The sequence below is a fragment of the Nevskia sp. genome, from assembly GCF_051860985.1.
Classification (GTDB): domain Bacteria; phylum Pseudomonadota; class Gammaproteobacteria; order Nevskiales; family Nevskiaceae; genus Nevskia.
Genome location: NZ_JBIMKV010000010.1, coordinates 50,487 through 77,462 on the forward strand (window position 1 = coordinate 50,487; position 26,976 = coordinate 77,462).

General features: G+C 68.1%; 23 protein-coding genes. 8 read left to right on the forward strand and 15 right to left on the reverse strand.

Translation table 11 applies throughout. The annotated features are described in order from the left end of the window. Positions 1 to 80 precede the first annotated feature (80 nt). Entirely contained in the window at positions 81 to 752 is a 672-nt protein-coding gene (locus ACTIGJ_RS11415; RefSeq protein WP_439640443.1) for a LuxR C-terminal-related transcriptional regulator, read from the reverse strand. Positions 753 to 796: 44 nt separating this feature from the next. Between ACTIGJ_RS11415 and ACTIGJ_RS11420 the strand changes: the two genes are divergently transcribed. After that, a complete protein-coding gene (locus tag ACTIGJ_RS11420; RefSeq protein ID WP_439640444.1) occupies positions 797 to 3,175 on the forward strand; it encodes a protein kinase domain-containing protein in 2,379 nt (792 codons plus the stop codon). Beyond that, positions 3,172 to 3,837, forward strand: coding sequence for a sensor histidine kinase (locus ACTIGJ_RS11425; RefSeq protein WP_439640445.1), 666 nt, complete (start codon positions 3,172 to 3,174; stop codon positions 3,835 to 3,837). The genes ACTIGJ_RS11420 and ACTIGJ_RS11425 overlap by 4 nt, the downstream gene beginning before the upstream one ends. A gap of 18 nt (positions 3,838 to 3,855) precedes the next feature. Here ACTIGJ_RS11425 and ACTIGJ_RS11430 read toward each other — a convergent pair whose 3' ends face one another. Both ACTIGJ_RS11430 and ACTIGJ_RS11435 read right to left on the reverse strand, forming a co-directional pair. Next, positions 3,856 to 4,530, reverse strand: coding sequence for a transglutaminase-like domain-containing protein (locus ACTIGJ_RS11430; RefSeq protein WP_439640446.1), 675 nt, complete (start codon positions 4,528 to 4,530; stop codon positions 3,856 to 3,858). Positions 4,531 to 4,558: 28 nt separating this feature from the next. Continuing rightward, positions 4,559 to 5,722: an acyl-CoA dehydrogenase family protein gene (locus ACTIGJ_RS11435; protein WP_439640447.1), complete on the reverse strand. Its 1,164-nt coding sequence runs from the start codon at positions 5,720 to 5,722 to the stop codon at positions 4,559 to 4,561. A gap of 119 nt (positions 5,723 to 5,841) precedes the next feature. On the opposite strand from ACTIGJ_RS11435, the gene ACTIGJ_RS11440 reads away from it, so the two are divergent. The 3 genes from ACTIGJ_RS11440 to ACTIGJ_RS11450 all read left to right on the forward strand — a co-directional run bounded on the left by ACTIGJ_RS11440 (position 5,842) and on the right by ACTIGJ_RS11450 (position 10,047). After that, on the forward strand, positions 5,842 to 7,539 hold the full coding sequence (locus ACTIGJ_RS11440) for an AMP-binding protein (protein WP_439640448.1): 1,698 nt from the start codon (positions 5,842 to 5,844) through the stop codon (positions 7,537 to 7,539). Further along, positions 7,536 to 8,015: a GNAT family N-acetyltransferase gene (locus tag ACTIGJ_RS11445; protein WP_439640449.1), complete on the forward strand. Its 480-nt coding sequence runs from the start codon at positions 7,536 to 7,538 to the stop codon at positions 8,013 to 8,015. Before ACTIGJ_RS11440 ends, ACTIGJ_RS11445 begins: the two co-directional genes overlap by 4 nt. A 280-nt stretch (positions 8,016 to 8,295) precedes the next feature. Further along, entirely contained in the window at positions 8,296 to 10,047 is a 1,752-nt protein-coding gene (locus tag ACTIGJ_RS11450; protein ID WP_439640450.1) for a S8 family peptidase, read from the forward strand. An 86-nt stretch (positions 10,048 to 10,133) separates the two neighbouring features. Here the strand turns inward: ACTIGJ_RS11450 and ACTIGJ_RS11455 are convergent, their stop codons facing one another. From ACTIGJ_RS11455 to ACTIGJ_RS11470, 4 genes are all read right to left on the reverse strand, one after another. Beyond that, positions 10,134 to 11,792, reverse strand: a complete 1,659-nt coding sequence (locus ACTIGJ_RS11455) for a fatty acid--CoA ligase (protein ID WP_439640451.1) — start codon at positions 11,790 to 11,792, stop codon at positions 10,134 to 10,136. Between the two features lie 184 nt (positions 11,793 to 11,976). Further along, on the reverse strand, positions 11,977 to 12,546 hold the full coding sequence (locus tag ACTIGJ_RS11460) for a DUF1415 domain-containing protein (RefSeq protein ID WP_439640452.1): 570 nt from the start codon (positions 12,544 to 12,546) through the stop codon (positions 11,977 to 11,979). Then, positions 12,543 to 13,133, reverse strand: a complete 591-nt coding sequence (locus ACTIGJ_RS11465) for an LON peptidase substrate-binding domain-containing protein (RefSeq protein ID WP_439640453.1) — start codon at positions 13,131 to 13,133, stop codon at positions 12,543 to 12,545. Before ACTIGJ_RS11465 ends, ACTIGJ_RS11460 begins: the two co-directional genes overlap by 4 nt. 17 nt (positions 13,134 to 13,150) lie before the next feature. Continuing rightward, positions 13,151 to 13,927: an SDR family oxidoreductase gene (locus ACTIGJ_RS11470; protein WP_439640454.1), complete on the reverse strand. Its 777-nt coding sequence runs from the start codon at positions 13,925 to 13,927 to the stop codon at positions 13,151 to 13,153. A gap of 101 nt (positions 13,928 to 14,028) precedes the next feature. Between ACTIGJ_RS11470 and ACTIGJ_RS11475 the strand changes: the two genes are divergently transcribed. Next, the gene (locus ACTIGJ_RS11475; protein WP_439640455.1) at positions 14,029 to 15,885 is read left to right on the forward strand and encodes a M48 family metalloprotease; all 1,857 of its coding nucleotides are present in this window, start codon (positions 14,029 to 14,031) and stop codon (positions 15,883 to 15,885) included. A gap of 26 nt (positions 15,886 to 15,911) precedes the next feature. Here the strand turns inward: ACTIGJ_RS11475 and ACTIGJ_RS11480 are convergent, their stop codons facing one another. The 5 genes from ACTIGJ_RS11480 to ACTIGJ_RS11500 form a co-directional block, all read right to left on the reverse strand. Further along, positions 15,912 to 16,253 (reverse strand): hypothetical protein, encoded by a 342-nt coding sequence (locus ACTIGJ_RS11480; RefSeq protein WP_439640456.1) that lies wholly within the window; start codon positions 16,251 to 16,253, stop codon positions 15,912 to 15,914. Positions 16,254 to 16,264: 11 nt separating this feature from the next. Beyond that, a complete protein-coding gene (locus tag ACTIGJ_RS11485) occupies positions 16,265 to 17,344 on the reverse strand; it encodes a phosphotransferase family protein (RefSeq protein WP_439640457.1) in 1,080 nt (359 codons plus the stop codon). A 92-nt stretch (positions 17,345 to 17,436) separates the two neighbouring features. Beyond that, positions 17,437 to 18,978 carry an EAL domain-containing protein gene (locus ACTIGJ_RS11490; protein ID WP_439640458.1) on the reverse strand — a complete coding sequence of 514 codons (1,542 nt, stop codon included), beginning with the start codon at positions 18,976 to 18,978 and terminating at the stop codon, positions 17,437 to 17,439. Positions 18,979 to 19,103: 125 nt separating this feature from the next. Next, positions 19,104 to 19,919 carry an ion transporter gene (locus tag ACTIGJ_RS11495; RefSeq protein WP_439640459.1) on the reverse strand — a complete coding sequence of 272 codons (816 nt, stop codon included), beginning with the start codon at positions 19,917 to 19,919 and terminating at the stop codon, positions 19,104 to 19,106. Between the two features lie 38 nt (positions 19,920 to 19,957). Continuing rightward, positions 19,958 to 20,344 (reverse strand): hypothetical protein, encoded by a 387-nt coding sequence (locus ACTIGJ_RS11500; protein ID WP_439640460.1) that lies wholly within the window; start codon positions 20,342 to 20,344, stop codon positions 19,958 to 19,960. A 138-nt stretch (positions 20,345 to 20,482) separates the two neighbouring features. Between ACTIGJ_RS11500 and ACTIGJ_RS11505 the strand changes: the two genes are divergently transcribed. Beyond that, on the forward strand, positions 20,483 to 21,412 hold the full coding sequence (locus tag ACTIGJ_RS11505; RefSeq protein ID WP_439640461.1) for a histone deacetylase family protein: 930 nt from the start codon (positions 20,483 to 20,485) through the stop codon (positions 21,410 to 21,412). A gap of 15 nt (positions 21,413 to 21,427) precedes the next feature. After that, positions 21,428 to 22,873, forward strand: a complete 1,446-nt coding sequence (locus tag ACTIGJ_RS11510; protein ID WP_439640462.1) for a peroxidase family protein — start codon at positions 21,428 to 21,430, stop codon at positions 22,871 to 22,873. A gap of 22 nt (positions 22,874 to 22,895) precedes the next feature. Here ACTIGJ_RS11510 and ACTIGJ_RS11515 read toward each other — a convergent pair whose 3' ends face one another. From ACTIGJ_RS11515 to ACTIGJ_RS11525, 3 genes are read right to left on the reverse strand one after another with little or no spacing between them, the layout of a single operon-like run. Then, the gene (locus ACTIGJ_RS11515; RefSeq protein WP_439640463.1) at positions 22,896 to 23,231 is read right to left on the reverse strand and encodes a hypothetical protein; all 336 of its coding nucleotides are present in this window, start codon (positions 23,229 to 23,231) and stop codon (positions 22,896 to 22,898) included. Positions 23,232 to 23,233: 2 nt separating this feature from the next. Beyond that, positions 23,234 to 24,178: a radical SAM protein gene (locus ACTIGJ_RS11520; protein WP_439640464.1), complete on the reverse strand. Its 945-nt coding sequence runs from the start codon at positions 24,176 to 24,178 to the stop codon at positions 23,234 to 23,236. Then, positions 24,175 to 26,898, reverse strand: a complete 2,724-nt coding sequence (locus tag ACTIGJ_RS11525) for a protein kinase domain-containing protein (RefSeq protein ID WP_439640465.1) — start codon at positions 26,896 to 26,898, stop codon at positions 24,175 to 24,177. Before ACTIGJ_RS11525 ends, ACTIGJ_RS11520 begins: the two co-directional genes overlap by 4 nt. Between the last annotated feature and the right edge of the window lie 78 nt (positions 26,899 to 26,976).

Here is a 26,976-nt window from a genome sequence, read left to right on the forward strand (position 1 = left end):
GATTCGGCGGTGGCGACGATTGGACGGCAGCCGGCAGGCGCGGGGTATCCCCGGATCATGGGGTGGCGCCAAGGCCAGGATCAGAGTCCCATTTCCCGTGCCATCAGCGCCGCTTCGGCTCGGCTGGCGATCGACAGCTTGCGGTAGATGTTGCGGACGTAATCGTGGACCGTGTGGCCGCTCAGCCCGAGCGCGCCGGCGGTCTCGGTCACCGAATAGCCGCGGCCGATCAGGCCCAGCGTTTCGCGCTCTCGCGGGGTCAGCGGCGGCAGGTCGGGCGGCAGAGCCGGTGCGGTGACCGGCGCGGCAGGCGCCGGCGGCGCGAACTGGCGCATCAGTCGGCGGGCGATCGCCGGGGACAGCGGCGGCTGGCCGTCGGCCATCGCCTGCAGCAGCACGGCCAGCTGCTCGCGCGACTGCTCCTTGAGCACGTAGCCGCCGGCACCGCGCTGCATCGCCGCGTACAGATATTCGTCGTCGTCGTAGAGCGTGGCGATCACGCACAGCGCCGGCGGTGTCTGCGCCAGCAGCGGCGGCAGCAGATCCAGCGCCAACCCATCGGGCAGCTTGAGATCGAGCAGCGCCAGATCGGGCTGCTGCAGCAGGCAGTCGCGGGCCTCGGCAAGGCTGCCCGCCTGCAGGCAGCGGGCATCCGGGAAGGCGCTGGACACAGCGGCAGTGAGCCATCGGCGGGCGCCGGGATGGTCGTCGAGCACCAGTACCGTATCCGGTCGCCACTTGCCTTCGGTCATGCCCGCTAGGGTAGCCTGCGACGCTTTTCAAAGGACACGCTTCGATGTCGGAACAACCGCTGAAACTGGGGGCCTACACCCTGCTGCGACGACTTGGCGAAGGCGCCAGCGGCACCGTCTGGCTGGCCGAACAGGCCGAGCCGCGCCGCGAGGTGGCGATCAAACTGCTGCATGACGGCAGCAGCGCCATGCGTGCCCGCTTTGCCCGCGAGGCGCAACTGCTGGCGATGCTCGAACACCCCGGCATCGCCCGCCTGTATGCCGCCGAAGTCGCCGACGGGCCGCATGGGCCGCAGCCGTATCTGGCGATGGAATACCTGTCCGGGCCGAACCTGCTGCAGCATGCCCGCGCACTGCCGCTGCGCGCGCGCATCGGCCTGCTGGCCGCCGTCTGCCGCGCCGTGCACCACGCCCATTCACGCGGCGTGATCCATCGCGATCTCAAGCCGGCGAACATCCTCGTCGACGCCTTCGGCACGCCGAAAGTGCTCGACTTCGGCATCGCCCACCTGATGGCCGATGACGAGGGCCGCGACGGCAGCGTGACCCGTCAGGGCGAGGTGCTCGGCACACTGCCGTACATGAGCTGGGAGCAAATCGGCGGCGCAGTCGGCGCCCGCGATCCGCGCTGCGACGTGTTCGCGCTCGGCGTCATCGGCTACGAACTGGTCAGCGGCCAGCGGCCCTGGGGCGAGCCGCCGAAGCCCGGCCTTGCCGCTGTGCTCGAACAGCGGCGCCTGCCGCCACTGCGGCTCGGCCAGCGCCAGCCCGAAGCGCGCGGCGATCTGGAAACGATCCTGCACAAGGCGATTGCCCATGCACTCGATGATCGCTACGACAGTGCCGCCGATCTGGCCGGCGAGCTTCAGCGCTGGCTCGACCACCGGCCGATCGAAGCCCGGCCGCTGACGCCGGCCTATGCGCTGGCCCGCTTCGTCCGTCGCCATCGCGGCTACTCGATCGCCGCTGGTGTCGTGGTGGCCAGCCTCGCCGTGTCGTCGGTTGTCAGCCTGCGCTACGCCTGGGCCGAACAGGCGGCGCGCAACGAGGCGGAGTCGCGCAGCGAGGAACTGCGCGCCGTGAACCGGCTGCTGGAGGACACGCTGGCCGGCGCCAGCCCGGAAAGCCAGACACCGGCCAGCGCGCGGACCCTGCTTGAAGTGCTGACCCATGGTGAATCGGTGCTGGCGCAGGATCGCTCGGTGCCACCGCAGGTGGCCGCACAGGTGCTGAAGACCATCGGCAGCACCTGGCATGGGCTGGAGCAGTACGAACGCGCCCGGACCGCGCTGGCCATCGCACGTGGGCAGTTCGATCGCCTGCCAGAACGCGACGATGCGACGGTGCTGCTGGCGCTGGAAATCCGCGCGCTGGATGCGCTCGCACGGATGGCGCTCGGTGATGTCGAGCCGGCGACCGCCGAACTGCGCGCCGTGCTCGACCAACTGCCGCCCGGCCAGCGCGGCGAGGCGCAGCAGCTGCGCATGGCCGTGCACGGCCGCTACGCCGATGCGCTGCTCGGTCGTGCCGCGTATGACGAGGTGATCGCGCTGCTCGGCGCGGTGGTCGCGGAGAGTGTCGCCACCCTCGGTCCGGACGATGTTCAGACCCTGTTCAACGCTGGCCGTCTGGCCTATGCGCGCCGGCTCGCCGGGCAGCCGGCCGAGGCGCTGGCCGATCTGGAAGCGCTGGTGCCGCGCCTGCTGCGGGTGTTCGGACCGGACAACAGCCTGACCCTGCTGATGCAGAACGAGCAGGGCCTGTGCTGGCTGGCGACCGAGAAGTTCGCCGACGCCGAAGCCGCGTTTCGTACCGTGCTGGCCACCGACGTGCGCCTTTTCGGCGAGGCCGGCCACAGCACGCTGGCCGCGCGCGGCAACCTGATCGGCGCGCTGATCCAGCAGCAGCGCTGGGACGATGCCGCGCAGCTGGCCGAGGCCAATCACCGGCTGGTGATCGGCCGCTTCGGCGCCGAGCACTACGAAAGCCACATGGCCGGCCGCAACCGCGCCCGGGTGCTCGAACAGGCCGGCCGTCCGGCGGAGGCCGAAGCGCTGTACCGCGCTGCAATCGACGGCATTCCGCGCCAGGTCGGCCCGCGCCATCCCGAAGCCTTCCGCGCCCGCAACGACTACGGCGTGTTCCTGATCGAGCAGAAGCGCGCGGCCGAAGCGGTGTCGCTGTACGCGGAGATGCATCCGCGTGCGGTCGAGGCTTTCGGCGAGGACAACGCCAACACGGTCGCCTGGGATGGCAACTGGGCGCGCGCGCTGCACGCCGCCGGCAGGATGAAGGACACCGCGCTGCTGCTGCGCCGGGTGCTGCCGCTGCTGGAGAAGCACTACGGTGCCGACAGCAGCCGCGTGGTCAAGGCGCGGGCGCGGCTGACGGAGGCCGAGGCCGCGCTGGGCGGCGCCACGTGAGGCGCGTCTGGTGGCATCTGCGGTCGCGCTGGTCTGTCCCGCCGCCGGCCGGCACGTTAGCGTCCGCGGCGGCAGATGACGATCTGAATGCCCGGCTGCTCGCCGAGCGCCAGCGCATCTACGAAGCCCTGCACGACGACCTCGGTGCCAAGCTGCTCGATCTGGTCTACGGCGCCGATACGCCTGAGCAGGCCGACCGTGCCCGCGAGGCACTTCAGATCCTGCGCGATGTGGTGTCGCAGGCGCGCCGGCCACCGGGGCCGCTTTCGGCCTTGCTGGCGGCGTTGCAGGACGAAGTCAGGCAGCGGCTGCTGCTGCTCGGCTGGCAGCTGGACTGGCAGCAGGCGGACACGCTGCCGGAACCGGTGCTCGATCAGGGGCAGGTGCTGCAGTTGTCGCGGATCATTCGCGAGGCGGTCAGCAATGCGCTGCGCCACAGCGAGGGCCGGGCGCTGCGCGTGCGCATCGGCCACGTGGCGCCGGAACTGACTGTGGAAATCACCGATTTCGGCCGCATCGACCGGGCAGCGCTTGCGGCGGCGGGCGGCCTCGGCCTGCGCAGTATGCGCGCCAACGCCGAGCGCCTGGGCGCCGATATCGACTGGCAGACCGGCACGCTCGGCGGTACCCAGGTGCTGCTGCGGTTGCCGCTGCCGGCCTGAGCGGCGAGCGGAAAGGGATCAGCGCGCGGCGCGGTGCTCCGCTTCGACATCGGCATCGAAGCTGGCATTGGCATCGAGCTTCATCAGGTACGGGTAGACCCGCGCGAACTCGCCGCGCAGGGTCGCGGCCGGCACGTCGGCCATTTCGCCGCGCAGCTGCAGGTATTCCATGTGACGGTTCCCGTTGAGGTCGAACGGGTGGTAAATCGAGTCCTCGCGGCCGTCGAATTCCAGCGGCTGCAGCGCGAATTTCTCGCACAGCTCGATGTTGAATGCCGGCGTGGCTTTGAGCCAGACGCCGTCGAGCAGGATCGCCGTGTAGCCGTGCCAGTAGAAGACGTCGGTCTGCATGGTCTGGCGCAGCCGCTCGGTCGACAGATGGTTCTTCACGTCGGCAAAACCGACTCGCGCCGGCACGCCGGCGGCACGGCAGACGGCGGCCAGCAGCGCGGCCTTCGGCACGCACCAGCCTCGGCCGGCCAGCAAGGTGGTGCTGGCTTTCAGGCCGTGGTCGGAGAGGTCGATCGCATACGGGTCGTAGCGGATTCGGTCGCGCACCGCGTAGTACAGCGCGACTGCCTTGTCGCGCGGCGCCTGACGGCTGCCGACCACGTCGGCCGCGAACGCGGTGATCGCCGGATGGTCGGCGTCGATGCAGACGGCGGGGGCGAGGTTGTCGTCGGTCGTGTTCATGGCCCGATTGTCGCCCGATTCCGGCGCTTCAGAAGCCGAGCTGCTTCGAGGCGAGGTCCTTCATGATTTCCGAGGCGCCGCCGCCGATCGACAGCACCTTGGTTTCGCGGAAGATCCGCTCGACCCGGGCGCCGCGCAGGTAGCCGGCGCCGCCGAGAATCTGCACCGCTTCGCCGGCCACGTATTCGAGTGTGGAGGTCGCGAGGTTCTTCAGCAGGCAGACATCGGCGATCGGCATCTGCTTCTGGGCGATGCGCCAGCACAGGATGTCGAGCTGCGCCTTGACGCTGTCGATGCGCATCTTCATGTCGACCAGCTTGTGGCGGATCACCTGCCGGGTGATCAGCGGCTTGCCGAACGTCTGCCGTTCGCGCGCCCAGGTCACGGCGTCCTCATAGCAGACCTGCGCCGAGGCCCAGGCCTGCGCTGCGAGCATGATCCGCTCGTTGTTGAAGTTCATCATGATCGCCATGAAGCCGGCGTTTTCAGGACCGATGCGGTTGGCCACCGGCACCCGGCAATCCTGGAAATACAGCGTGGCGGTGTCCGAACACCACCAGCCCATCTTCTGCAGCGGCGTGCGGCTGAAGCCTGGCGTGCCGGCCTCGATCACCAGCAACGACACGCCGTTCATGCCGTCGCCGCCGGTGCGGACGGCCACGGTGAGGTAGTCGGCGCGCATGCCGGAAGTGATGAAGGTCTTCGAGCCGTTGACGATGTAGTGGTCGCCGTCGCGCACCGCCTTCGTGCGCAGGTTGGCGACATCCGAGCCGCCGCCCGGTTCGGTGATGCCGAGGGCGGCGATCTTTTCGCCGCGCAGCACCGGCGCCAGGAATTTCTCCTTCTGCTCGTGGCTGCCCATGTGCACCAGCGGCGGGCTGGCGATGCCGTGGCTCAGCAGGCTGGCGATCAGGCCGCCGCTGCCGGTACGGGCCAGTTCCTCGACGGCGATGACCAGATAGAACAGGTCCGGCACCTCGATGCCGCCATAGGCTTCCGGGAAGCCGACACCGAGCAGGCCGACTTCCGCCGCCTTGGCGTGCAGTTCGCGCGGCAGTTCCTCCGCAGCTTCCCAGGCTTCGATGTTCGGTGCACATTCACGCTCGACGAAGCGGCGGACCTGGGTCCGGAAGGCCTCGTGTTCGGCGGTGTAGAACGGCGAAGCGAGCGAGGCACTCTGGGCACGAGTCACGGTAATCATCCTGTCTGTCGTAGCGGTTTCGCAGACTGTAGTGCTCGGCGTACCATCACGCTAGAAGAATATTTGTTACGACAATCATTATTACCCGAAGCCTTCAAAGGACACCCGACATGGCGCAGCTCCCACCCGATGCTCTCCCGCTGGCCCGTATCTATCGCTGGGAAAAGGAGCTGGCCGACCGGCCCTGGCTGACCCAGCCGATGGGCGGCGGCGCGGTTCGCACCTGGACCTGGGCCGAGGCCATCGACGAGGCGCGGCGGGTGGCCGAATGGCTGCAGTCCTACGGCCGTATCCACGGCTGGGACAAGGACGCCAAGGTGGCGATCCTGTCGAAGAACTGCGCCCACTGGATCATGACCGACCTCGCCATCTGGATGGCCGGCTATGTCAGCGTGCCGCTGTATCCAACGCTGACCGCGACCTCGGTGCGGCAGATCCTGGAGCACAGCGAATCGAAGGCGATCTTCGTCGGCAAGCTCGACGACTACGCGATGATGCGGCCCGGCATTCCCGATGACTTGCTGCGCTTCGGCTGTGCGCTGTCGCCGACTGACGATCATCGCCAGTGGGACGACATCGTCGCCTCGAATCCGCCGATGCCCGGCGAGACCCGGCGGGCGGCCGACGAGCTGGCGACCATCGTCTACACCTCGGGCACCACCGGCATGCCCAAGGGCGTGATGCACAGCTTCGGCACCATCGGCCGCGCGCCGATCGCGATGGAGCAGCGCATCGCGCCGACGCCGGCCGACCGCATGCTGTCCTACCTGCCGCTGTCGCACATCGCCGAGCGTTGGGCGGTGGAATCGGTGTCGATCCGCTGCGGCACCCAGCTCTACTTCGCGGAAACGCAGGACACCTTCCTGAAGGACCTGCAGCGTGCCCGGCCGACCTTGTTCATCTCGGTGCCGCGCCTGTGGGTGAAGTTCCAGCAGGGCGTGTTCGCGAAGGCGCCGAAGGAAAAGCTCGACCGGCTGTTCCGGATTCCGTTCCTCGGCCGCATCGTCAAGAAAAAGATCCTGAAGCAGCTTGGTTTCGACACCGTGCGCTTCGCCGGCGGTGGCGCCGCACCGATGCCGGCCAGCCTGATTCGCTGGTACGGCACGCTCGGGCTGGAACTGCTGGAGGGCTACGGCATGTCTGAGAACTTCGGCGTGTCCCACGGCAGCAAGCCGGGGCAGGGGCGACCGGGCTATGTCGGCGTGCCGTACGACGACGTGGAGCATCGGATTGCCGAGAACGGCGAAATCCTGGTCCGCTCGCCGTGCAACATGATGGGCTACTTCAAGGAGCCGGAGAAAACCCGCGAGGCGCTGACCGAGGACGGCTGGCTGCACACCGGCGATCGCGGCGAGATCGACAGCGACAACCGCCTGCGCATCACCGGCCGGGTCAAGGAACTGTTCAAGACCGGCAAGGGCAAGTACGTGGCGCCGGCGCCGATCGAGAATCGCCTGTCGGCGCATCCGAAGATCGAAGCGGTCTGCGTGACCGGCGCCGGCTTTCCGCAGCCGTTCGCGATCGCCATCCTGAGCCCGGATGCGCAGAGTGCCTTCGGGGCCGACCTGGCGCTGCGCGATGCGCTGACCGCGTCGCTCGGCGCGATCATGGCCAGCGCCAATGAGGCGGCCGATCCGCACGAGCACCTGAGCTTCATCGCCGTGGTGCCGGGCTCATGGACGGTGGAAAACGGCTTCATCACGCCCACGCTGAAGATCAAGCGCAACATCGTCGAAGAGGCTCACAGCAAGCACTTCGAAGGCTGGTCGCGGCAGCGGCGGGCCGTGGTCTGGCAGCTCGGCGCATGAACGCCGGCACGGCTGTGGTGACCGCCCGGCTGTACCGGCCGGACGATCGTGCCGCCTGCCTGCGAGCCTTCGACAGCAATGTGCCGAAGTTCTTCGATGTCGCCGAGCGCACCGATTTCGAGGACTACCTCGACAGCCTGCCGGAGCGCTCGCACGGCCGCTATTTCGTGGCGGTCGATTCCACCGGCGCCGTGCAGGGCAGTGCCGGTTATGCCCTGAACGAGCGCGGCGACAGCGCCGATTTCTGTTGGGCCATGGTCCGGCGCGAACAGCACCGCAGCGGCTACGGCCGGGTGCTGCTGGAAGCGCGGCTCGCCGCGATCCGGGCTGAAGGCGGTGTCCGCGACGTGCGCCTGAGCACCAGCCAGCACGCGGCCGGCTTCTACCAGCGCTTCGGCTTCGTCACCGTCAGGCTGGTGCCGGGCGGCTTCGCGCCCGGCATCGATCGCTGCGACATGCAGCTGCCGCTCGACTGAAGTCGCACGGCTCGGCTTGCACCTCGGGCGAGGGCGTAACCAGGTCCGCCCGATGCCCGGATCGTGTTGCCGGTCGATGAGCGGCGGACGCCCGTTCTTCGTTCCCGGCTTGATCAAGGTCTCCAATGGCCGCGGATTTCGGCATGCCGAGGGCTGATGCGTGCTGGTTCCCGGTGCGGCTTTCGTGGTGGACTGACGCCGGTTGGCACGAAATTCGGTTGCCAACCCGCGCGTCGGACCCCGTTGGGTCCTCACCACACAAGAACACAGGGAGCAGAACATGGAATCAGTCAGCAACACGAAGGGCTGGCGGCCGCGCCGGCTCGGCATCGGGCCGATGGCCTCGGCGCTGGTCGCCGGTGCCTTCCTGCTGGTCACGGCAGCCACGCAGGCGGCGGACAGCGGGCCGACCCAGCGCTTGATCGTCAAGTTCAAGCGTCCGGCGCTGTCGACGGCGGCGCACCAGAAGCAGGCACAGGCGCTGGCCAGCCTGATCGGCAGCCGCCGGGGCGTGGCGCTGCAATGGCTGCGCAGCACCGGCACCCAGGCCGACGTGCTGCGCATCGGCCGGCGTGTGGATGCAGCGGAGCTGGCCGCGCTGATCGCCGAATTCAAGGCCGATGCGGCGATCGACTACATCGAGGAAGACCGCCTGCTGCAGCCGACGTCGACGCCGAACGATCCGCGCTACAGCGAGCAGTGGGGCTATTACGAAGCGGTCGGCGGCATCCGCGCGCCGGCGGCCTGGGACGTCACCACCGGCACCGGCGTGACCGTGGCGGTGATTGACACCGGCTATCGCCCGCATGCCGATCTGGCCGCCAACATCGTCGGCGGCTACGACATGATCAGCGACCTCGCCACCGCCAACGACGGCAACCTGCGCGACGCCGATGCCCGCGATCCGGGTGACTGGGTGCGCAACTTCGAATGCGGGCTGAACCTGTCGGCCAGCAGTTCCTGGCACGGCACCCATGTCGCCGGCACCATCGCCGCCGTCAGCAACAACGCGCTGGGCGTGGCCGGTGTCGCCTATGGCGCCAAGGTGCTGCCGGTGCGCGGGCTCGGCAAGTGCGGCGGTTACACCTCCGACATCGCCGACGGCATCATCTGGGCTTCTGGCGGTACGGTGCCCGGCGTGCCCGCCAACCCGAACAAGGCGCAGGTCATCAACATGAGCCTGGGCGGCTCCGGTGCCTGCGACAACACCACGCGGCTGGCGATCCAGGGCGCGATCAGCCGCGGCACCACCGTGGTGGTGGCGGCCGGCAACGACAACGGCAACGCCAACAACCACACGCCGTCGAACTGCCCCGGCGTGATCACGGTGGCGGCAGTCGGCCGCAACGGTGGCCGTGCCAGCTACTCGAACTTTGGCACCGTGGTGACGCTGGCAGCGCCCGGCGGTGATAGCCGGGCGGCCGGCAACGGCGTGCTGTCGACCCTGAACGCCGGCACCAAGGGCCCCGGTGCGGACGCCTACGCGTTCTACCAGGGCACCAGCATGGCCACGCCACATGTGGCCGGCGTGGTGGCACTGCTCTACAGCGTCAAGCCGTCGATCACGCCGGACGAGGTGAAGACCGCGCTGACCACCACGGCCCGCGCCTTCCCGGCGGCCTGTTCCGGCTGCGGCAGCGGCATCGTCGACGCGGCGGCGGCCGTCGCCTACGTGCAGGCCGGCATCATCATCGACCCGCCACCGCCGCCGCTGTGCCCGGCGGGCTTCCTCGCCTACCAGGGTGAACTGGCCACGAAGGGCGCACTGACCGCTCAGCCCAGCGAGCTTGGCTTCACGCTTGGCGCCGCAGGGCCGATCGAAGGCAGCCTGAGCGGTGCCGATGCCAGCAACCTCGACCTGTACCTGCAGCGCAAGAGCGGCAGCGCCTGGAGCATCGTCGCCCGCTCGGATGCCGCCGGCACCTCGGCCGAACGCATCAGCTTCACCGGCGCCGCCGGCGCTACCTACCGCTGGGGCATCCGCGCCACCGCGGCGCCGGGCGCCTATACGCTGTGCGGCAGCCCGCAATGACGATCGCCATGCCCAGCGCCTGAAACACATTCGCCCTGCAGCGGCATGACCGCTGCAGGGCGAATGTCGTCAGCCAGGGGCCGTGTTCAGGCCGCGCCAGCCTCCGCGTACTTCACGCGCAGCACTTTCTTGTCGAGCTTGCCAACGCTGGTCTTGTCCAGCGCTTCGACGAACAGCACGCGTTCCGGCACGCCGTACTTGGAGATCACGCCCTTGTCGGCGAAGGTCATCATGTAGCGCTTGATCTCGGCTTCGTCGCCGGTTTCGCCGGCCTTGAGCACGATCAGCGCCACCGGGCGCTCGCCCCACTTCGGGTCCTTGATGCCGATGACGGCGACTTCGCTGACACAGGGATGCGCGGAGATCAGGTTTTCCAGATCCAGCGACGACACCCATTCGCCGCCGGTCTTGATCACGTCCTTGACGCGATCGGAGATCACCAGCACGCCGTCGTCGCCGAAGCTGCCGATGTCGCCCGAGTGCATCCAGCCGCCCTGCCAGAGTTCCTCGGACGCTGCCGGGTTCTTGTAGTAGCCCTGGGTGGTCCAGATTGAGCGGAACACGATCTCGCCGGTCGACTTGCCGTCGTTCGGCAGCGGCTGGACGTTGGCATCGACGGCGCGCACGTCGCACAGCAGCGCTGGGCGTCCGGTGCGCACGCGCAGGGATGCCTGATGGTCGTTGTCGCCGCCGAGCTGGTCGGTGGGGATGTGGTTGATGATCTGCAGCGGGCCGGTCTCGCTCATGCCGTAGCCGGTGAAGACGTCGATGCCGCGATCGAGTGCGGCCTTGGCCAGGCCCTTCGGCAGCGCCGAGCCGCCGATCAGCACCTTCCAGCGCGACAGGTCCACTTCCTTGGCCATCGGGTGGCTCAGGATCATGTGCAGGATGGTCGGCACGCAGTGCGAGTACGTGACGCCTTCCTTGGCGATCAGCTGCAGCAGCATGTCCGGCGTGTAGCGGCCGGCGTAGACCTGCTTGAGGCCGAGCATCGTCGCCACGTACGGCATGCCCCAGGCGTGGACGTGGAACATCGGCGTGATCGCCATGTAGACGTCGTCCTGATGCACGCGCCCCTGCACCGGCGCGGTGCCGAAGGTAGAGGCGACGCCCAGCGTGTGCAGCATCATCTGGCGATGGCTGTAGTAGACGCCCTTCGGCAACCCGGTGGTGCCGGAGGTGTAGAAGGTCGACATCCGTGCGTTCTCGTCGAACTCCGGGAAATCGAAGCACGGCGTTGCCTGCGCGAGCAGCGTTTCGTACTCGCCGGCAAACGGGATCTTCGACGCCGGCAGCTGGCCGTCCTCGGCGATCAGCACGTACTGCTTGACCGTTTCCAGCTTGTCCAGCAGCGATTCCAGCACCGGCACGAAATCGGTGTTGACCAGCACGATGTCGGCCGCCGCATGGTTCAGCGTGTAGAGCATCTGCTCCGGGCTCAGGCGGATGTTCACGGTCTGCATCACGCAGCCGAGCATCGGGATCGCGAAGTACAGGTCGAGGTAGCGCTGGCTGTCCCATTCCATCACCGCCACCGTCATGCCCGGCTTGGCGCCCAGCGCGGTCAGGAGGTTCGCGGCCCGGTGCACGCGCTCGACGAACTGCGGATAGGTGAAGCGCGCCTTGTCGCGATAGACGATCTCGTTCTTCGACGCGCGATTGATCGGGCTGGTCAGCAGGTGCTTGATCAGCAGCTGGTAGTTGTAGGCGGACGGCGTGCGATCGATCGGCGGCAGCGAGGTCATCGTGGGGTCTCCTGATGCGTTCGGTGAGAAAGTGCAGAACAGCGTTGGTTCGCGTGCCAGCCGGCGCGGCGGGCGCCTGTGACGGCACGCGATTCACATGATTTCGACAAGCGGCGGCAGGGCTGCCGCGCAGCGCTGCGAACTATAGCCGCAGGGTTGCCGTGCGAGGACGCAGGGCAGTGCCTCAGCCCGGCTTCAGGAAGCTGAACAGGCGCCGGCGTTCGGCAAGGCTCATCGCCTCCAGCTTGGCGACGTTGGCCTCGGGAATCCCTTCCGGGTCCGGGTGGCTGTCGATCGCGCTTGCCACGCTGTCCTCGCGCAGCAGGTGCAGGATCGGCACCGGCGAGCGGTTGGTGTAGTTGCCGGCTTCGGTCGGCAAGGTGCCGGCGAACTGGTAGTGCGGATGGAAGCTGGCTACCTGGAATTCGCCGGACCACTCGTACTGGTCGAGCAGGGCATCGACGTCGTCAAGGAAATCGTTGTAGTCGAGAAAGTCGGCGAGGAAATTCGGGATCGCGATCAGCGTCGTTTCCAGGGTCGCCGGCGGCGTATCGGCCAGCCGCGCCAGCTCCAGTTGCAGATCGGTCAGCAGTTCCACGCCGCTGCGGGCTTCGCTGACCAGTACCCGCACCCGGTTGTCGCGGAACGGCCGCGCCGCGAACGGACACAGGTTCAGGCCGACGACGATGCTTTCCAGCCAGGCGCGGACCTGGGCTTCGACCGGATGCAGCGCCGGCGGCGGCGTCTGGTTCATGGGCGATCGTCCCGCAGCTGCCGCAGCAGGGTTTCGACATCGGCCAGCATCGCCAGCGGGCGCGTCGCCTCCAGCAGCTTCTGCTTGCGCTCGGGCGCAATCGGCAGCAGTTCGGCCAGCCGGCTGGCGACCCAGGCCGCGTCGTCGAAGCGGGTCGGCTGCGCGAAATTCTCTTCGCCCAACTCCTTGATCAGATCGCCCAGCAGCTGCTGCAGCGGCGCGTAGCGTTCGGGCACGCCGGTCGGGTCGGGAGGGTCGATCAGTTCGACGGTGCCGATGATCAGGCCATCCGGCTGGGTGCGTCTGTCGATCAGCCGGAAGATGCTTTCGCCACGCGTGTTCAGGGTGAACAGGCCGGGGTTCGGCACTTCCCAGTCGGTGATGCGCGCTGTGCAGCCGACCTTGGCCGGCACCGCCGGCGTGCCGACCTCGAAGCCACCGACGATCAGCGCCACGCCGAACAGGCTGTTGTCGCGGATGCAGGCCTTGGTCATCTCCACGTAGCGCGGCTCGAAGATGCGCAGCGGCAGCCGGCCGCCGGGGAACAGCACGGTGCCGAGCGGGAAGATCGGGATTTCCATCGCCATCGCCGCAGCTGTCCGGTTCAGAGCCCGCCGCAGCCGATCAGGCCGCCGTCGACCGTCAGCGTGGTGCCGGTCACGTAACTCGATGCCGGCGACACCAGATAGAGGATCGCCGGCGCGATTTCCGCCGGCTGGGCCGCGCGGCCCAGCGGAATCTGCGGCAGTACCTGCTTCATCAGCTGCTCGTTCTTGGTCAGCGCCGAAGCGAACTTGGTTTCGGTGAGCCCCGGCAGCACGGCGTTGCAGCGCACGTTCCAGGACGCGCATTCCTTGGCGAAAGCCTGGGTCATGTTGATCACCGCCGCCTTGGTGATCGAGTAGATGCCCTGGTACATGCCCGGCTTCACACCGTTGATCGAGGCGATGTTGACGATCGCGCCACCGCCGCTCTTCTTCATCAGCTTGGAGGCCAGCGCCGCCAGCTCGAAATAGCCCTTGATGTTGACCTGCAGGGTCTTGTCGACCTTCGACATCTCGGTGTCGCTGATATGGCCGAAGTAAGGATTGGTGGCGGCGTTGTTGACCAGGATGTCGAGCCTGCCGAGGCCGGATTCGATCTCGGCCATCAGTGCCTTCAGTGCGGCCGATTCGCCCTGGTGCGCCGCGATCGCAGTGGCTTTGCCGCCGCTGGCGACGATGCTGGCAGCAACCACGTCGAGGTCTTCCTGCTTGCGGCTGGAAATCACCACGTGCGCGCCCTGTTCGGCCAGCAGCCGGGCAGTGGCTTCGCCGATGCCGCGCGAGGCGCCGGTGATCAGCGCGACCTTGCCGGTCAGATCGAAAAGTTGAGTCGCCATGGCCGCTCCGGGTCGATAATCGTGATTGCGAGCCGCGAGTTTAGCCGCAGCGATCCTCCGGCGAAGCGCTGGCGATCACCACTCGACAACCGGGGGCAGGCATGACCGAGCAGGGCTTCCAGGCGCTGGTCCAGCGTCTCACCGGACGCGCCCAGCGGCACCCAGCGCGGTTCCGGCTGGAAGTGTTCGCGCTGGCGGCAGCCGGCTACCTCTATGTGCTGCTGCTGGTGGTGCTGGCACTGCTGAGCAGCCTGGTGCTGGTGGTGATCTGCTTTCTGCAGCCGATCCTGCTGGTCAAGCTGCTGAAGATCATCTGGCTGCCGATCTGGTTCTCGTGGTCGGTGCTGAAGTCGATCTGGGTGCGCTTCGATCCGCCGCAGGGCCGGCCGCTGAAGCCGGCCGAGGCGCCGGCACTGTTTGCCGAGATCGCGCGCATTCGTGCCGCGATTCCCGGTCCGAAGCCGCATCAGGTGCTGGTCACCGACGACTACAACGCCGCCGTCGCCCAGCATGCGCGGCTCGGCGCGCTCGGCGGGTGGCGCAACTATCTGATCCTGGGGCTGCCGATGATGTCGGCGATGTCGCCGGATCAGTTCCGCGCCGTGCTGGCCCACGAGTTCGGCCACTTCGGCGCCGGCGATTCGCGGCTCACCGGCCGCATCTACCGCATGCGGGTGCTGTGGGCGCGGCTGCAGCAGCAGTTCGATCAGCGCGGCGGCTTTTTCTTCCGGCGCTTCTTCGCCTGGTTCGGGCCGAAGTTCAACGCCTATTCGTTCGTGCTGGCGCGGGCGCAGGAGTACGCAGCCGATGCCGCCAGTGCCCGGCTGGTCGGCACCGTGCCGGCGGCCGAAGCGCTGGTGATCGCCCAGATCGGACACGACTATCAGGAAAGCCAGGTCTGGCAGCCGGTCTGGCAGCGGCTGCCGCACGATCCCGAGCCGCTGGCGCGGCCCTACGCGCAGTTGCTCGCGGGCGGTCATCGCTATGCCGACTGGAGCGACGCCCCGGCGCGCTTGCAGCGAGCCCTGCAACGCCGGACCGGCTGGTCCGATACGCATCCGGCGCTTGGCGATCGGCTCGCCTCGCTGGGTGCGGCCGCGGCGGTGCCGCCAGCCGCTGAGCAATCGGCGGCCGCCGCCTTTCTCGGGCCGACCGCCGAGGTGCTGGCCCGGGAATTCGACGAACGCTGGCGTGCCGGCATCAGCCAGCCGTGGCGCGAGCGCCACGAGCAGCGCCAGCAGGAGCGGCAGGAACTGGCAATGCTCGACGAGCAGGCGGCCGGCGCCGGCGCGCTCGACCGCGCGGCTCTCTGGCGGCAGGCGCTGCTGACCGAGATCGTCCACGATCCGGCGACGGCGCTGCCGCGTTTCCAGGCTTTCGCCGAAGCCTATCCGGACAGCGCCGAGGCGCGTTACGCGATCGGCCAGATCCTGCTCGGCCAGGGCGACGACGCCGGCATCGCGCTGATCGATGCAGTGATGCGGCAGGACCCGAATGCGATCAAGCCCGGGGCGGTGCTCGTTCACCAGTACTTGACCGATCGGGGGCGGGAAGCGGAAGCGCGGCCGTATCTTGATGCCTGGCAGGCGCGCGACGATCTGGAGCAGCAGGCCGCCGCCGAACGCGCCGAGTTCCGGCCGAAGGACGACTACCTGGATCACGGCCTCGATGCTGGCGAGGTCGATCGGCTGCGCATACAGGCGGCGACGCTGCCCTGGCTGGGTCAGCTGTGGCTGGTGCGCAAGAGGGTTGCGGTATTTCCGGAGCAGCCGGCCTGGCTGCTGCTGGTCAAGCCGCGCTGGTACAAGCGGATCAAACCGGCGCTCGCCGAAACCGAGATCCGCCGGACGCTGGACCTTGCCGATACGCTGACCGTGGCCGTCCATCGTTCGGAGCTGAAGGCCTTGTTCAGGCGGGCGACCCGGATGGCCGTCGGCAGCCTGATCTATCGGGCCTGAGCCCGGACCGGGTTTTTCGATGCTGGCTACAGCACCGAATAGACGACGAAGAACCCAATCGCCACCAGCAGCGTCATCGAGGCCAGGAACAGCGTCTCCACCGCCCGCAGCAGCCTGGCGGTGGTGCGCCGGCTGCCGGTGCGCAGCCCCCAGACCACCAGATAGCAGCAGATCAGGAACATCAGCGCGTTCAGCGCCAGCACGTCGTCGGCCAGCGTTTCGGTGTTGCGCGAGCGGGCAAAGGCATTGACCGCGCCGAGCAGGCCGACGCAGATGCCGGTCATGCTGGTGGCGGCGGACAGCAGCCGTTCGAGGATGCGCTCGTGACGGGCGTCGTCGTCGGCGCTGATCGGGTCATGCAGCTCCATGCCGTGCGGGCTCAGAGCGGCGAGCGGGCCATCACCCGCTCGCAGACCTGCGCCAGCACGGTGACGAACAGGCCGAAGGCCTTGAACTTGGGATTGGTGGTCTGGCCGAGCTTGTAGCGGTAGTAGATCTGCTGGGCGATGACGCCGAGCCGGAACAGGCCGAACACGTAGTACCAGTCGGCGTTCGGGATCGCGCGGCCGGTCTTTTCCTCGTAGTGCCGGATGATTTCCGCGCGGCTCAGCATGCCGGGGATGTTCGACGGCTGCATGCGGATCGCCTGCATCTCCGGCGGATCGCCGGCTTCGACCCAGTAGGCCAGCGAGGAGCCGAGATCGAGCAGCGGATCGCCGAGCGTGGCCATTTCCCAGTCGAGCACGCCGATCACAGTCAGCCCGTCGTCGGGGCTCAGCACCACGTTGTCGTAACGGTAGTCGTTGTGGATGATCGCCGGCCGCGCCGAGTCGGCCGGCATGTGATCGTGGAGCCAGCGGATGATCGCGTCGTAGCTCGGGATGTCGTCGGTGACGACGCGCGCCAGCCGCTCGCTCCAGCCGCTGACCTGGCGCGCGACATAACCGGCCGGCTTGCCCATGTCGGCCAGGCCGGCGGCCTGGTAGTCCAGCTCGTGCAGCGCGATCTGGGTATCGATCAGGTTCAGGCACAGCTGGCGCGCGCGCGCCGGGCTGTACTGCACGCCGGCCGGCAGATCGCGGCGCAGGATCACGCCGGTCAGCTTGTCCATCACGTAGAAATCCGAGCCGATCAGGCTGCTGTCCTCGCAGTAGGCCAGCGGCTTCGGGCAGGCGAAGTGCGGATTCAGCCGGGCCAGCACGCGGAACTCGCGGCCCATGTCGTGGGCGCCCTTGGCCTTGGTGCCGGACGGCGGCCGGCGCAGGATCATCTGGCGGCTGCCGACCGTCAGCTGGTAGGTGAGGTTCGAGGCGCCGCCGGGGAATTGCCGCAGCTCCAGCGGACCGTTGGCAAGATCGGGGATCTGCGATTTCAGGAACGGCAGGATCCGCGCGGGATCGAAGGCGTTCTCGTCGCGGACGGTGCCGGCGGTGTCCAGCGGGGCGGCGATGTCGGTCATCGGGTGCTCGGGCTCGGTGGCGGATCAGCGGCGCATTGTTGCCGAAGCGCGCCGCCGTCCGCACGGGGCCCGGGTCTGCCCCCGGCGCGGCTTCAGCCGGCCTTGCTGCCGCGCTCCAGATAGCGGCGCAGCTCGGCCAGCGGCAGCGCCGCCGCCAGCCGCCAGCCCTGCAGGTAGTCGACGCCCGCCGCCCGCAGGCGCTCGATCTGGAAATCGGTCTCCACGCCTTCGGCGACCGTGGCCAGGCCCAGCCGGCGCGCCATCGTCACCATGTCCTCGACCAGCCCGGCCGTGACCGATTCGGTACCGATGGCGTCGACGAAGGCCTTGTCGATCTTCAGCAGGTCGAAATGGAACTGGGCGAGATAGCGCAGCGACGAGTAGCCGGTGCCGAAGTCGTCGAGCGCGATCCGCGCGCCTTGCGCCCGCAGCGTGTCGATCACCTGGCTGGCGACGTTGTCGGACGACGACAGCAGCTCCCGCTCGGTGATCTCGAACACCAGCCGGCCATCGGCGAAGCGATCGCCGAACACGTCGTTCACCAGCGTCGGCAGTTCCGGATCGCTGAAATGCCGGGGGCTCAGGTTCAGCGCCACGTAGAAGCCGGGATAGGCCTCGAGCAGGGTTTCCAGATCGCGCCGCACCTGGCGCATCAGCCAGGCCGTCATCGGGATGATCTGCCCGGACAGCTCGGCCAGCGGCACGAACACGCCGGGCATGATCAGACCCTTCTGCGGGTGCTGCCAGCGCAGCAGCGCTTCGGCGCCGACCACCCGCAGGCCATCGCTGGCGTGGATCGGCTGGTAGTGCACGCGCAGCTCGTCGTTCTCCAGCGCGTCGACCAGGGCGGCGTCCATCGAGCGTTCGCGGCGGTCCAGTCGAACCAGCAGCAGGAACAGCGGCAGTGATATCGCCAGCCCGAGCGCGACGAAGCCGGCGGTGTTCTCCCACCAGGCGCCGATCAACTCGTCACGCGAGCCGCTGACGACGATGCGCAGCGGATAGCGTCGGGATTCGCGGCGGCGGACCAGGCTGTCGGCGTCCTCGATCACCGCCGCGCTGCCGGCGCGCGCCAGCACCCGGCCATCGCGGCGTTCGATGCGCAGCGCGATCGAGCTTTCATCGATCGCCGCCCGGACCGGCTCCAGCAGTTCGCGCGGATTGAGCAGCAGGCTGATGGCCAGCCCGGCGGCCTGCTGTGGCCCGCCGCTGCGCAGCACGCGGATCGACACCTCATCTTCCAGTGTCAGCGCCGGGGCCTCGATGTGGATGCCATCGGTCGGCCACGGCGGTAGGTCGAGATTCGGCACCTGTACTGGCGGCGCAAAGCGGCGCAGGTTGGAGCAGACCAGCTGGCCGTCGATCAGCAGGCCGGCTTCGCGGAAGTACAGCGAGGTGTAGACGGCCTTGCGCAGTCGCTCGAGGCTGGCCTCCGGACAGTCGGCGTCGACCGTCGTCACCAGCTCGGCCAGCGAGGCTTCGGCGGCGCCGAATACCTCGTCGGCACGGTGCTCCAGCAGCAGGGCGTAACGGTCCAGCCGCTGCCGGGCATCGCCGTTGGCCCGCTGCCAGGTCACTGCCAGGGTCAGCGCCGGCGGCAGCAGCCCGGCCACCACGGCGGCCAGGGCGATCATCGCCAGCTTGCGTCTGCGACGGGGTATCACCTGCAGCAGCTCCCGGTGCGGGCGGCGGCTGTCAGGAGCCTCCGCATCGGCAGCGAGACGCTGTCGAGGCCGGAACGGTAGTGCAAAGGCATCGGCTACGGCTGCCGTGCCGGAACAGTGGTCGGCGCCGGCGGCGTCGACGGTGGCGGGTGGCGGGCGTCCTCGCGGGCCTGCACGGCGGCGCGCAGCTGGTCGATGTTCTCGCGCAGCACGTCGGCCACCAGTTCATCGGTGCGCGGGTCGTTGAGCACGTCGTGGACGATGCCGATGGAAGTGTCGATCACCGAGTTGACGATGTCGCCGTAGAACGGCAGCCGGTTCAGCGCCTTGGTACGCGGATGGGCCTTCAGCTTGTCGGCGATCATCGCGCGCAGTTCGCGGTCGTTCTCCTCCAGCGCCCGGGCGATGTTGCGGGTGTAGGTGCCCTTCTTCAGCACTTCGGATACTTCCGCCAGCACCGCCAAGGTCACCACGCCGCCGATTGCGCGCAGTACGGCGTCCTTGAAGCGGCTGACCAGGCGATAGGTGAACTCGTCGCCCAGCGCGCGATCGGCCGCCATGCCGAAGCGCGACAGCAGGATCACGATCCGCACCACCCGGAACAGCCGGAAGCCGCGCAGCGCCGGCTCGGAGACCGGGATCATGCCGAGGATCTCGTACCAGTTGCGGACCAGATAACGGCGGCTCCAGCCGTCCTGCCACCAGCGCCACAGGAACTCGATGGCGAAGATCGCGCAGATCGCGTAGTCGGCGGCGATCAGCCGGGCGCTGAGTGCCGGTGATACTCGGCCCCAGCTTTCCCAGCTCAGCAGGCCGATCGACACCAGCGCCAGCACCAGCAGCAGCCAGTCGAGCAGCGGAACCCGACGGGCGCTGTCGATCAAGCCGGGCGGGGCGGCGGGTTCAGTCATCGGACGGCCCGGGCGGCTTGCGACGCCTGCACGGCGGCTCAGTGCGGGGTCGTCGGCGGCCGCTGGTCCCGGCGTTCCTTGATGCGTTCGCGCAGCTTCTGCTTCTGCTGCTCGCAGGCTTCTGGGTTGGCTTCGCAGCGGTCGCGCAGCGTTTCGGCGCGTTCGCGCAGTTCCTGCTTGCGGGCTTCGCAGGCATCCGGATTGGCCGCGCAGCGGGCCTTCAGGTCGTCGACCCGCTCGTGCACCCGCTCGCAGGCAGCAGGATCAGCCGCACAACGCTGCTTCAGCCGCTCGCCGGCCGCGGCGCAGGCTTCCGGGTGTTCGCGACAGTAGTCGCCCGCCGCACCGCTGGCGGCGCGCGCTGCGCCGGACCACAGGCCTGCCGCAAGCAGGGCCATCAAGACTGCAGACGGGATGCGGCGCATCGGGATCTCCTCAAGGTGGTTCGAATTGTGGCGATAGCAAACCACGAAAGCGGTGCCCGTGGGGCGCCGGCAGAGCGGCCTCCTTCATCGGCTGCCACCGTGCTTGACAGCGCCGTTGCCGCCACCCGAAATGCCGCCATGAGCATCGCCATCCCGCTGTGGATCACCCATCCCGCCTGTACCCGCCACGAGATGGGTGCCGGCCATCCGGAGTCGATCGAGCGCCTGCACGCGATCCACGACCGGATGATCGCCAGCGGCCTGCTGCCGATGTTCCGCCAGGCCACCGCGCCGCTGGCCAGCCGCGAGTCGCTGGTGCGGGTGCACGAGCCGAGGCTGGTCGATTTCCTGCTCGCTGCGCGGCCGCAGCCGGGCTCTTACCAGCGCATCGACGGCGATACCGCGATGAACGCCCACAGCGCCGAAGCCGCCCAGGCCGCCGCCGGTGCGGTCGTGCTCGGGGTCGATGAGGTGCTGGCCGGCAAGACCCGTTTCGCGTTCTGCGCCGTGCGCCCGCCCGGCCATCACGCCGAGCGCCGCCGGGCGATGGGCTTCTGCCTGTTCGACAACGTCGCCGTCGGTGCCGCCCATGCGCTGGCCAGCGGCCTGGAGCGTGTCGCCGTGCTGGATTTCGACGTGCACTACGGCAACGGCACCTCCGACATCTTCCGCGACGATCCTCGCGTGCTGGTCTGCAACACCTACCAGGACCCGTACTACCCCGGCTGGGTCAGCGACCCGCTGCAGCTGCATATCGTCGATGCACCGCTTCGCGCCGGCGATGGCAGCGAAGCGTTCCGGGCGGCCGTCGACAGCCGCTGGGCGCCGGCGATCGACGCCTTCCAGCCGCAGCTGATCCTGGTGTCCGCCGGCTTCGACGCCCACGGCCAGGACCCGCTGGCCGGCCTGGATCTGGTATTCGACGACTTCTCGTGGATCGGCAGCCGCATCCGCCAATGGGCCGATCGCCACGCCAGCGGCCGCGTGGTGGCGACGCTGGAAGGCGGCTACGACCTGTTTGCGCTGGCGCGCAGCGTGGAGTCGTTCGTGCGGCCATTCACGGTTTGACGGAGGATCATCGGAATGAGCCAGGGCGGCATTCGGCCGATCAAATCACCGGCATTCTCGCCGGCCTCTGCCAAGTACGGCCGGTTACTGCCGCCACCGCTGATCGGTCCGAGCAATTTCGATGAGCGCGCGCTGCGCGATCTTGGCCTGTCGATGATCGATCGTGGCGACCTGAAGGAGATTGGAAACCCCGATATCCCGGCGGCCTACACCTACTTCGGCCAGTTCGTCGACCACGACCTGACGCTTGATCTTGTCTCGACCTTTGAGGCCGAGATCGATTCGACCGCGACCCGCAATTTCAGGACGGCTGCGCTGGAACTCGATTCCCTGTACGGCCAGGGGCCGCACGATGCGCCGCATCTGTTCGATCAGGCGCAGCCGGGCTGTTTCCGGCTCGGCAGGGTGCTGCAGGCCGACCGCGGCGATGACCTGAAGTTTGATCTCCCGCGTCTAGAAGACGGCACGCCGCTGCTCGCTGACCGCCGCAACGACGAGAATCTGTTGATCAGCCAGCTGACCGTCGCTTTTCTGCGTCTGCACAACCACTGGGTGGGCGCAGCGAGCCACCAGGACTGGCGTACGAGGCATGAAGCTGCCCGGCAGCAGCTCCGCTGGCATTACCAGTGGGTGGTGCTGAAAGACTATCTACGGAGAATCGTTGGGCAGCCACTTATCGACGACATCCTTCTGAATGGCCGACGGCTCTACGACCCGCTGGATGCGGCCGCTGAAGCATTCATCCCGGTCGAGTTTTCGGGCGCTGCCTTCCGCTTTGGTCATTGCCAAGTTCGCGGTCGCTACCAGATCAACCGCAATGTGCCCAAACGTTTCATTCCCACGTTTCCGGCGCTTCCGATGAGCGACCGCTACGAGGTTCCAGAGCAGAACGATGTTCGAAGCAGCCTGCGCGGTGGACCGGTTCGCCAGCAGGACGTGGTCGACTGGTCGTTGCTGGTCGGAAACGGCATTGACGTTCAGTTCTCGAACCGCATCAGGCCCTCCCTCTCCGACCCGCTGCGCGGTTTGCCTGGCGAAGTGCTGCGCGACGGGGGTGACAACGGCGTGCTTTCGGTCCGCAACCTGTTGCGCGGAGCCCGACTGCGCCTGCCCGATGGGCGCGCTGCCGCCATGTTTGCGGCCGCGCTGATCTCTTCATCCGAAATCCGGGTGCTCGAAGAAGCCGAGATCTGGGCCGGTTTCGAGCACTACCGACTGGACCACGTGCCGTTATGGTTCTACGTGTTGCGCGAGGCTGAACAGCCTCGTGGCAACGGCTGTCGGCTGGCCGGACTGGGTGCGCGCATCGTCGCCGAGACGCTGATCGGTGTCCTGCAGAAGGACCCTTATTCGATCCTGCGTAGCGGCAGCAACTTCAGGCCTGACCCTTCGCTGACGCGCGATGGCGAATTCGATCTCGAATGCCTGCTGCGCGCAGCAGGCATGAAGTTCGGAGCCTGAGCGGCCAGCAGCCTGCGCCTCGTCAGCAAAGAGGTGCCAAGTCGTCCTTGCTTGCGCCAGACCAGCGCACGATGCGGGTAGCGGCGCACAGACTCTTGGCGATCAGTTCGACTACTTCTACTTGCTTCCCGGCTGGTGTCAGCTTCAGCAAGTCCTCCACCGGACCGAAGGCTTCCGGCTCAACACTCTTGAACTTGTTGATGCGCGGATCCTTATCGCCCGCGAATGTCCAGCCCCGAGCTTTGGCGAAGTCTGCGGGATTGGTACTCAACAGGCCTGCGGCAGCCTTGTCCTTGATTGCATCTTCGAAAGCAGTGATCAGATCGCCGACGGTCGGCGCACGCAATCCTTCAGTCATGGTCAAGCTCCTCGTGGTGATCGTTCAGGGTGAGTTTCATGGGCACTGTCGCGGACGACCGATGCCAGCTGCGGATCGGACGCCAGATGTGTGCAGAGATCGCAGGTGTCGACGTAGCCTTCGCGGAGCCGATCCTGATGACCCGCGCGTACCACGGCAGGCAGAAACGACGCGGGCCCGACAGCACGAAGACGCTGGTGAACGGGATCGCGCCGCAGGCGATCGAGTGCGCGGGCGAGTGTCGCCGTGTGGATATCGCCCAGCGTGTGCAGCTCGGAAACCGGCCCGGAACTGCAGCAGGCGAGCACCCGTCCATCGGCTGCGATCATCGTGTCTTCCGATGGGCAACGGCCGAGCGGAATGCCACGCGGGCGTATCAGCTCGTGATCGGCAACGGCGCCCTGGCTTCGTCCGGGGCCGATGACGGCGAACGACTCGACCTCGTCAGCCCAGACGGCAGCGGCAGACAGATCGGCGTCTGGTGCGCTCGACAGATCGGCTTCTATCACCGCCTGCTTGAGTACCGTGCGCAGACCGCATTGCCGCGCTGCTTGCAGTGCATGAGCCACCCGTTCTGCCGGAACGAAGGCGCGATGGAAGCGGCTGCTGCTGATGCCCAGCAGGCGCAGTCCGGCCTCGGCCAGCGGCGCCAGCACCTCGACCCCACGCGATACCGAGGTTGCCCAGAAGCCGTTGCTGACACAGCCGACGATGGCGCCTAGCGCCTGACCGTGCGCAATGAGTGCGCGAAGCTGCGCCAGATCGAGAAACGGCTCGCCGCCAGTCAGGGCGAACTCCAGCTGCCCCGTGTTCAGCGCAGCGGCCTGGTCCATCACGGCACACAGCTCATCGGTACCGAGCGTGGCCGTGCGCTGCGGGCCGCAAGCGGCGGAGCAATGCGCGCAGCGGGCATTGCAACGCGACGTGATCTCGATGCCAAGCCTCACGGCGCCGGCCTCTCCGCAGCTGGCAGCCGCGACTCGGCAATTTCCCGGGCATCCTGGCCTAGCCTCTGGCTGATCAGCGTCCATGCCTTTGTCAGAGCATGGGTCGGCGCCAGATCGTCGAAGCGCAGCGCGACCGGTATCGCCAGCTGCTGGCGGGCCTGTGCCGTGTCGCCGGCCGCGAGTGCCTGACGGGCCAGTGCCAGGCGGATCTGCCGGGTCAGGATGTGGTTCGTCCCGTAGTGGGTGCTGCTGCGGCGTAGGGCGTCCTGCAGTTCATTGCCGGCGGCGGCGACGTTGCCCTTGTCGAGCAAGGCTTCGCCAAGCACGAGCCTGACGAGCACCGACTGATCGAAGCCGCTCTCGCTCTGAAGCGCCGACAGGGCGCGGCGCGCGAGGTCGATCGATTCGTCGTGACGCCGTTGCAGCAGGCGGGTTCTGGCCAGCCCTGCCATTGCGGTGATACGCGGTCCGCTCGGCGCTTCGCCCCAGGCATCGGCGATCCGGAGTGCGCTTCGGAAAGCGGCCTCGGCATCGTTGTAGCGTCCGGTTTCATTGGCGATCTGTCCGAGCGTCAGCTGCATCAGCCCGACGCTTTCGTGGCTCGCGCCGTGCGCACGCACAGCCCGCGCGATGCCGTCGTTCGCGACCTGAGCGGCCTCGTCGTAGTGGCCGTACTTGGACAGTGCGACAGCAAGACCATCGCAGGTCAGGGCGATCGCCGCGTCGTCGTCAGGGTGGTGCTTCAGCTGGTCGTCGAGAATGCTGCGGAACGCATCCCGGGCGGTTGCCAGCTGGCCCCGGTGAAGCCAGGACCAGGCGACCTGGGAACGCAGCCGCAGTACCGAACTGTCCAGCGCGCCGTAGCGTTCGGCGGCGGCTTGCGCCAGCACCTGATAGTCGGCGAGATGGGCCGGGTCGCGTCCCATCGCGAATTTCAGCGTGGCCAGCTCGGCCGCATCGCGGACGGCGCTGCGCTCGTCGCGGCCTCCGGCGGCCAGATGACCGGCCAGCGCACGCTCCAGCTGTTCCTCAGCCTCGGCGCTCATCTCCAGCGCGTTGAACGACAGCCCGAGCGCGGCGTTCAGGTCAGCGGCAGTCCCCGGATCGTCGACGAACCGTTCGCCGACGCGGCTGGCACCTGCTTTCAGCAGCGCTGCCACCGTCATGTCCTTGACCGGCACCTTCCACGCGGTCACCGGCGCGAACAGGTCATGCGTCAGGAATTCGCTGACCGCCTGCGCCCGACGTGCTTCAGCTTCGGCCCGCCGGGCCTCGTCGCCGGCGCGCGTCGATTCGCGTTCGGCCAGTTGGCGTGCAGCCCGTGCATCGACATACAGAGTCGTGCTGGCGGCAAAGCCTACGAACAGCGCGGCGAAGGCAGCAATCACACCCACCCGCCGCGCCTTCATCCGCTCGGCGGCACGCAGGGCCGCTTCGGCGCGGCGGGCGGCTTCGATGGCGTCGACATGGGCCTGACGGCGGGCCGCCAGCGCGCGCAGCCGGGTTGCCAGTTCGGCGGCGCTGGCGAGCCGGCGCTCCGGATTGTTCTCGGCAGCGGCCGCGATGTCGTCGCGCAGCATCGGGTCGTCGATGCCGATTTCCCAGCCAGCGCCGAGCTGCCGGCGCAGGTTGCCGACCACGAACTGGTAGAGCATCACGCCGAGTGCGTAGATGTCGGCCTTGGCGGTGGCCGGATGCCCGGCGGCGACTTCGGGTGCCAGGTAGAGCAGGGTGCCGGCGTTCAGGTCGGCGCTGGGATCGATCACCTGGGTGAAGCCGCCGCGGGTGATTTCCAGCCGCGCGAGCACGCTCGGATCGAGAATCCGGCTGGCGCCGAAATCGGCGAGGCGGATGCCGGGAATGTCGTCGCTACCGGGCACCACGAACACGTTGGCCGGTTTCAGGTCCTTGTGCAGCACGCCGACCAGATGAACGTCGGCCAGCGCATCGGCGATCCGCGCCACCAGCTCGATACGCGCCTCCAGCGGCACCCGCGCCGGGCCGCCCTGGCCGTCGAACCATTCCAGCAGACTGCCGCCCTGGCAGTACTCGGTTTCGATGAAGTACGGTGGCTCGTCGAAGTTCCAGTCGAGCACATCGACGTAGTGGTCCTTGTCGCCGAGGCTCTGCCGCAGCAGGCGGTGGATGGTCACCTCGCGCTTGAGCGCCGACAGGCCGTTGGCGTCGGTGGTGAACTTGAACACGCGGTGCTCGCGCAGCTTGGCGTGTTCGGCCAGCCAGGTGTCGCCGGTCTGCCCGAGGCGGCGCAGCAGCCGCCAGTTCGGCCGCAGCGGCGGCTGGTCGCCGATCTGGAAGCCGAGCCTGGCTTCGGCAACGGTAGCGCTGCGGTGGTCGTCTTCCTGCAGCTGTACCGGTGCATCGAAGCGGTAGCCGAAGCCGTGCACGGTCTTCAGCCAGGTGCCGCCCTGTTCGCCCAGCACCTCGCGGACGCTGGACACGCAGTTGCCGACCACGGCTTCGTTGACGATCCGGCCGGTCCATAGCGCGTCCAGCAGTTCGCTTTTGGTGATCAGCTCGCCGGGATGGCGGACCAGCAGCATCAGCAGGTTCAGCGGCTTCGGCTCGATGGCCAGCAGTTCACCATCGCGGCGCAGTTCACGCCGGGTTTCGTCCAGCTCGAACGCGCCGAAGCGCCAGCGCGCGCTGTGCAGTGCAGGACCGGCGCGCTGACTGAAGTCAGGTTCGATCTTTTTCGGCATCCCCGTCGCCTGTGATGAGCGTGTTGTTCTGGTCATCGCACCGCTTGCGCGCCCGGCGCCGAAGGGCGTCGGGGCGCA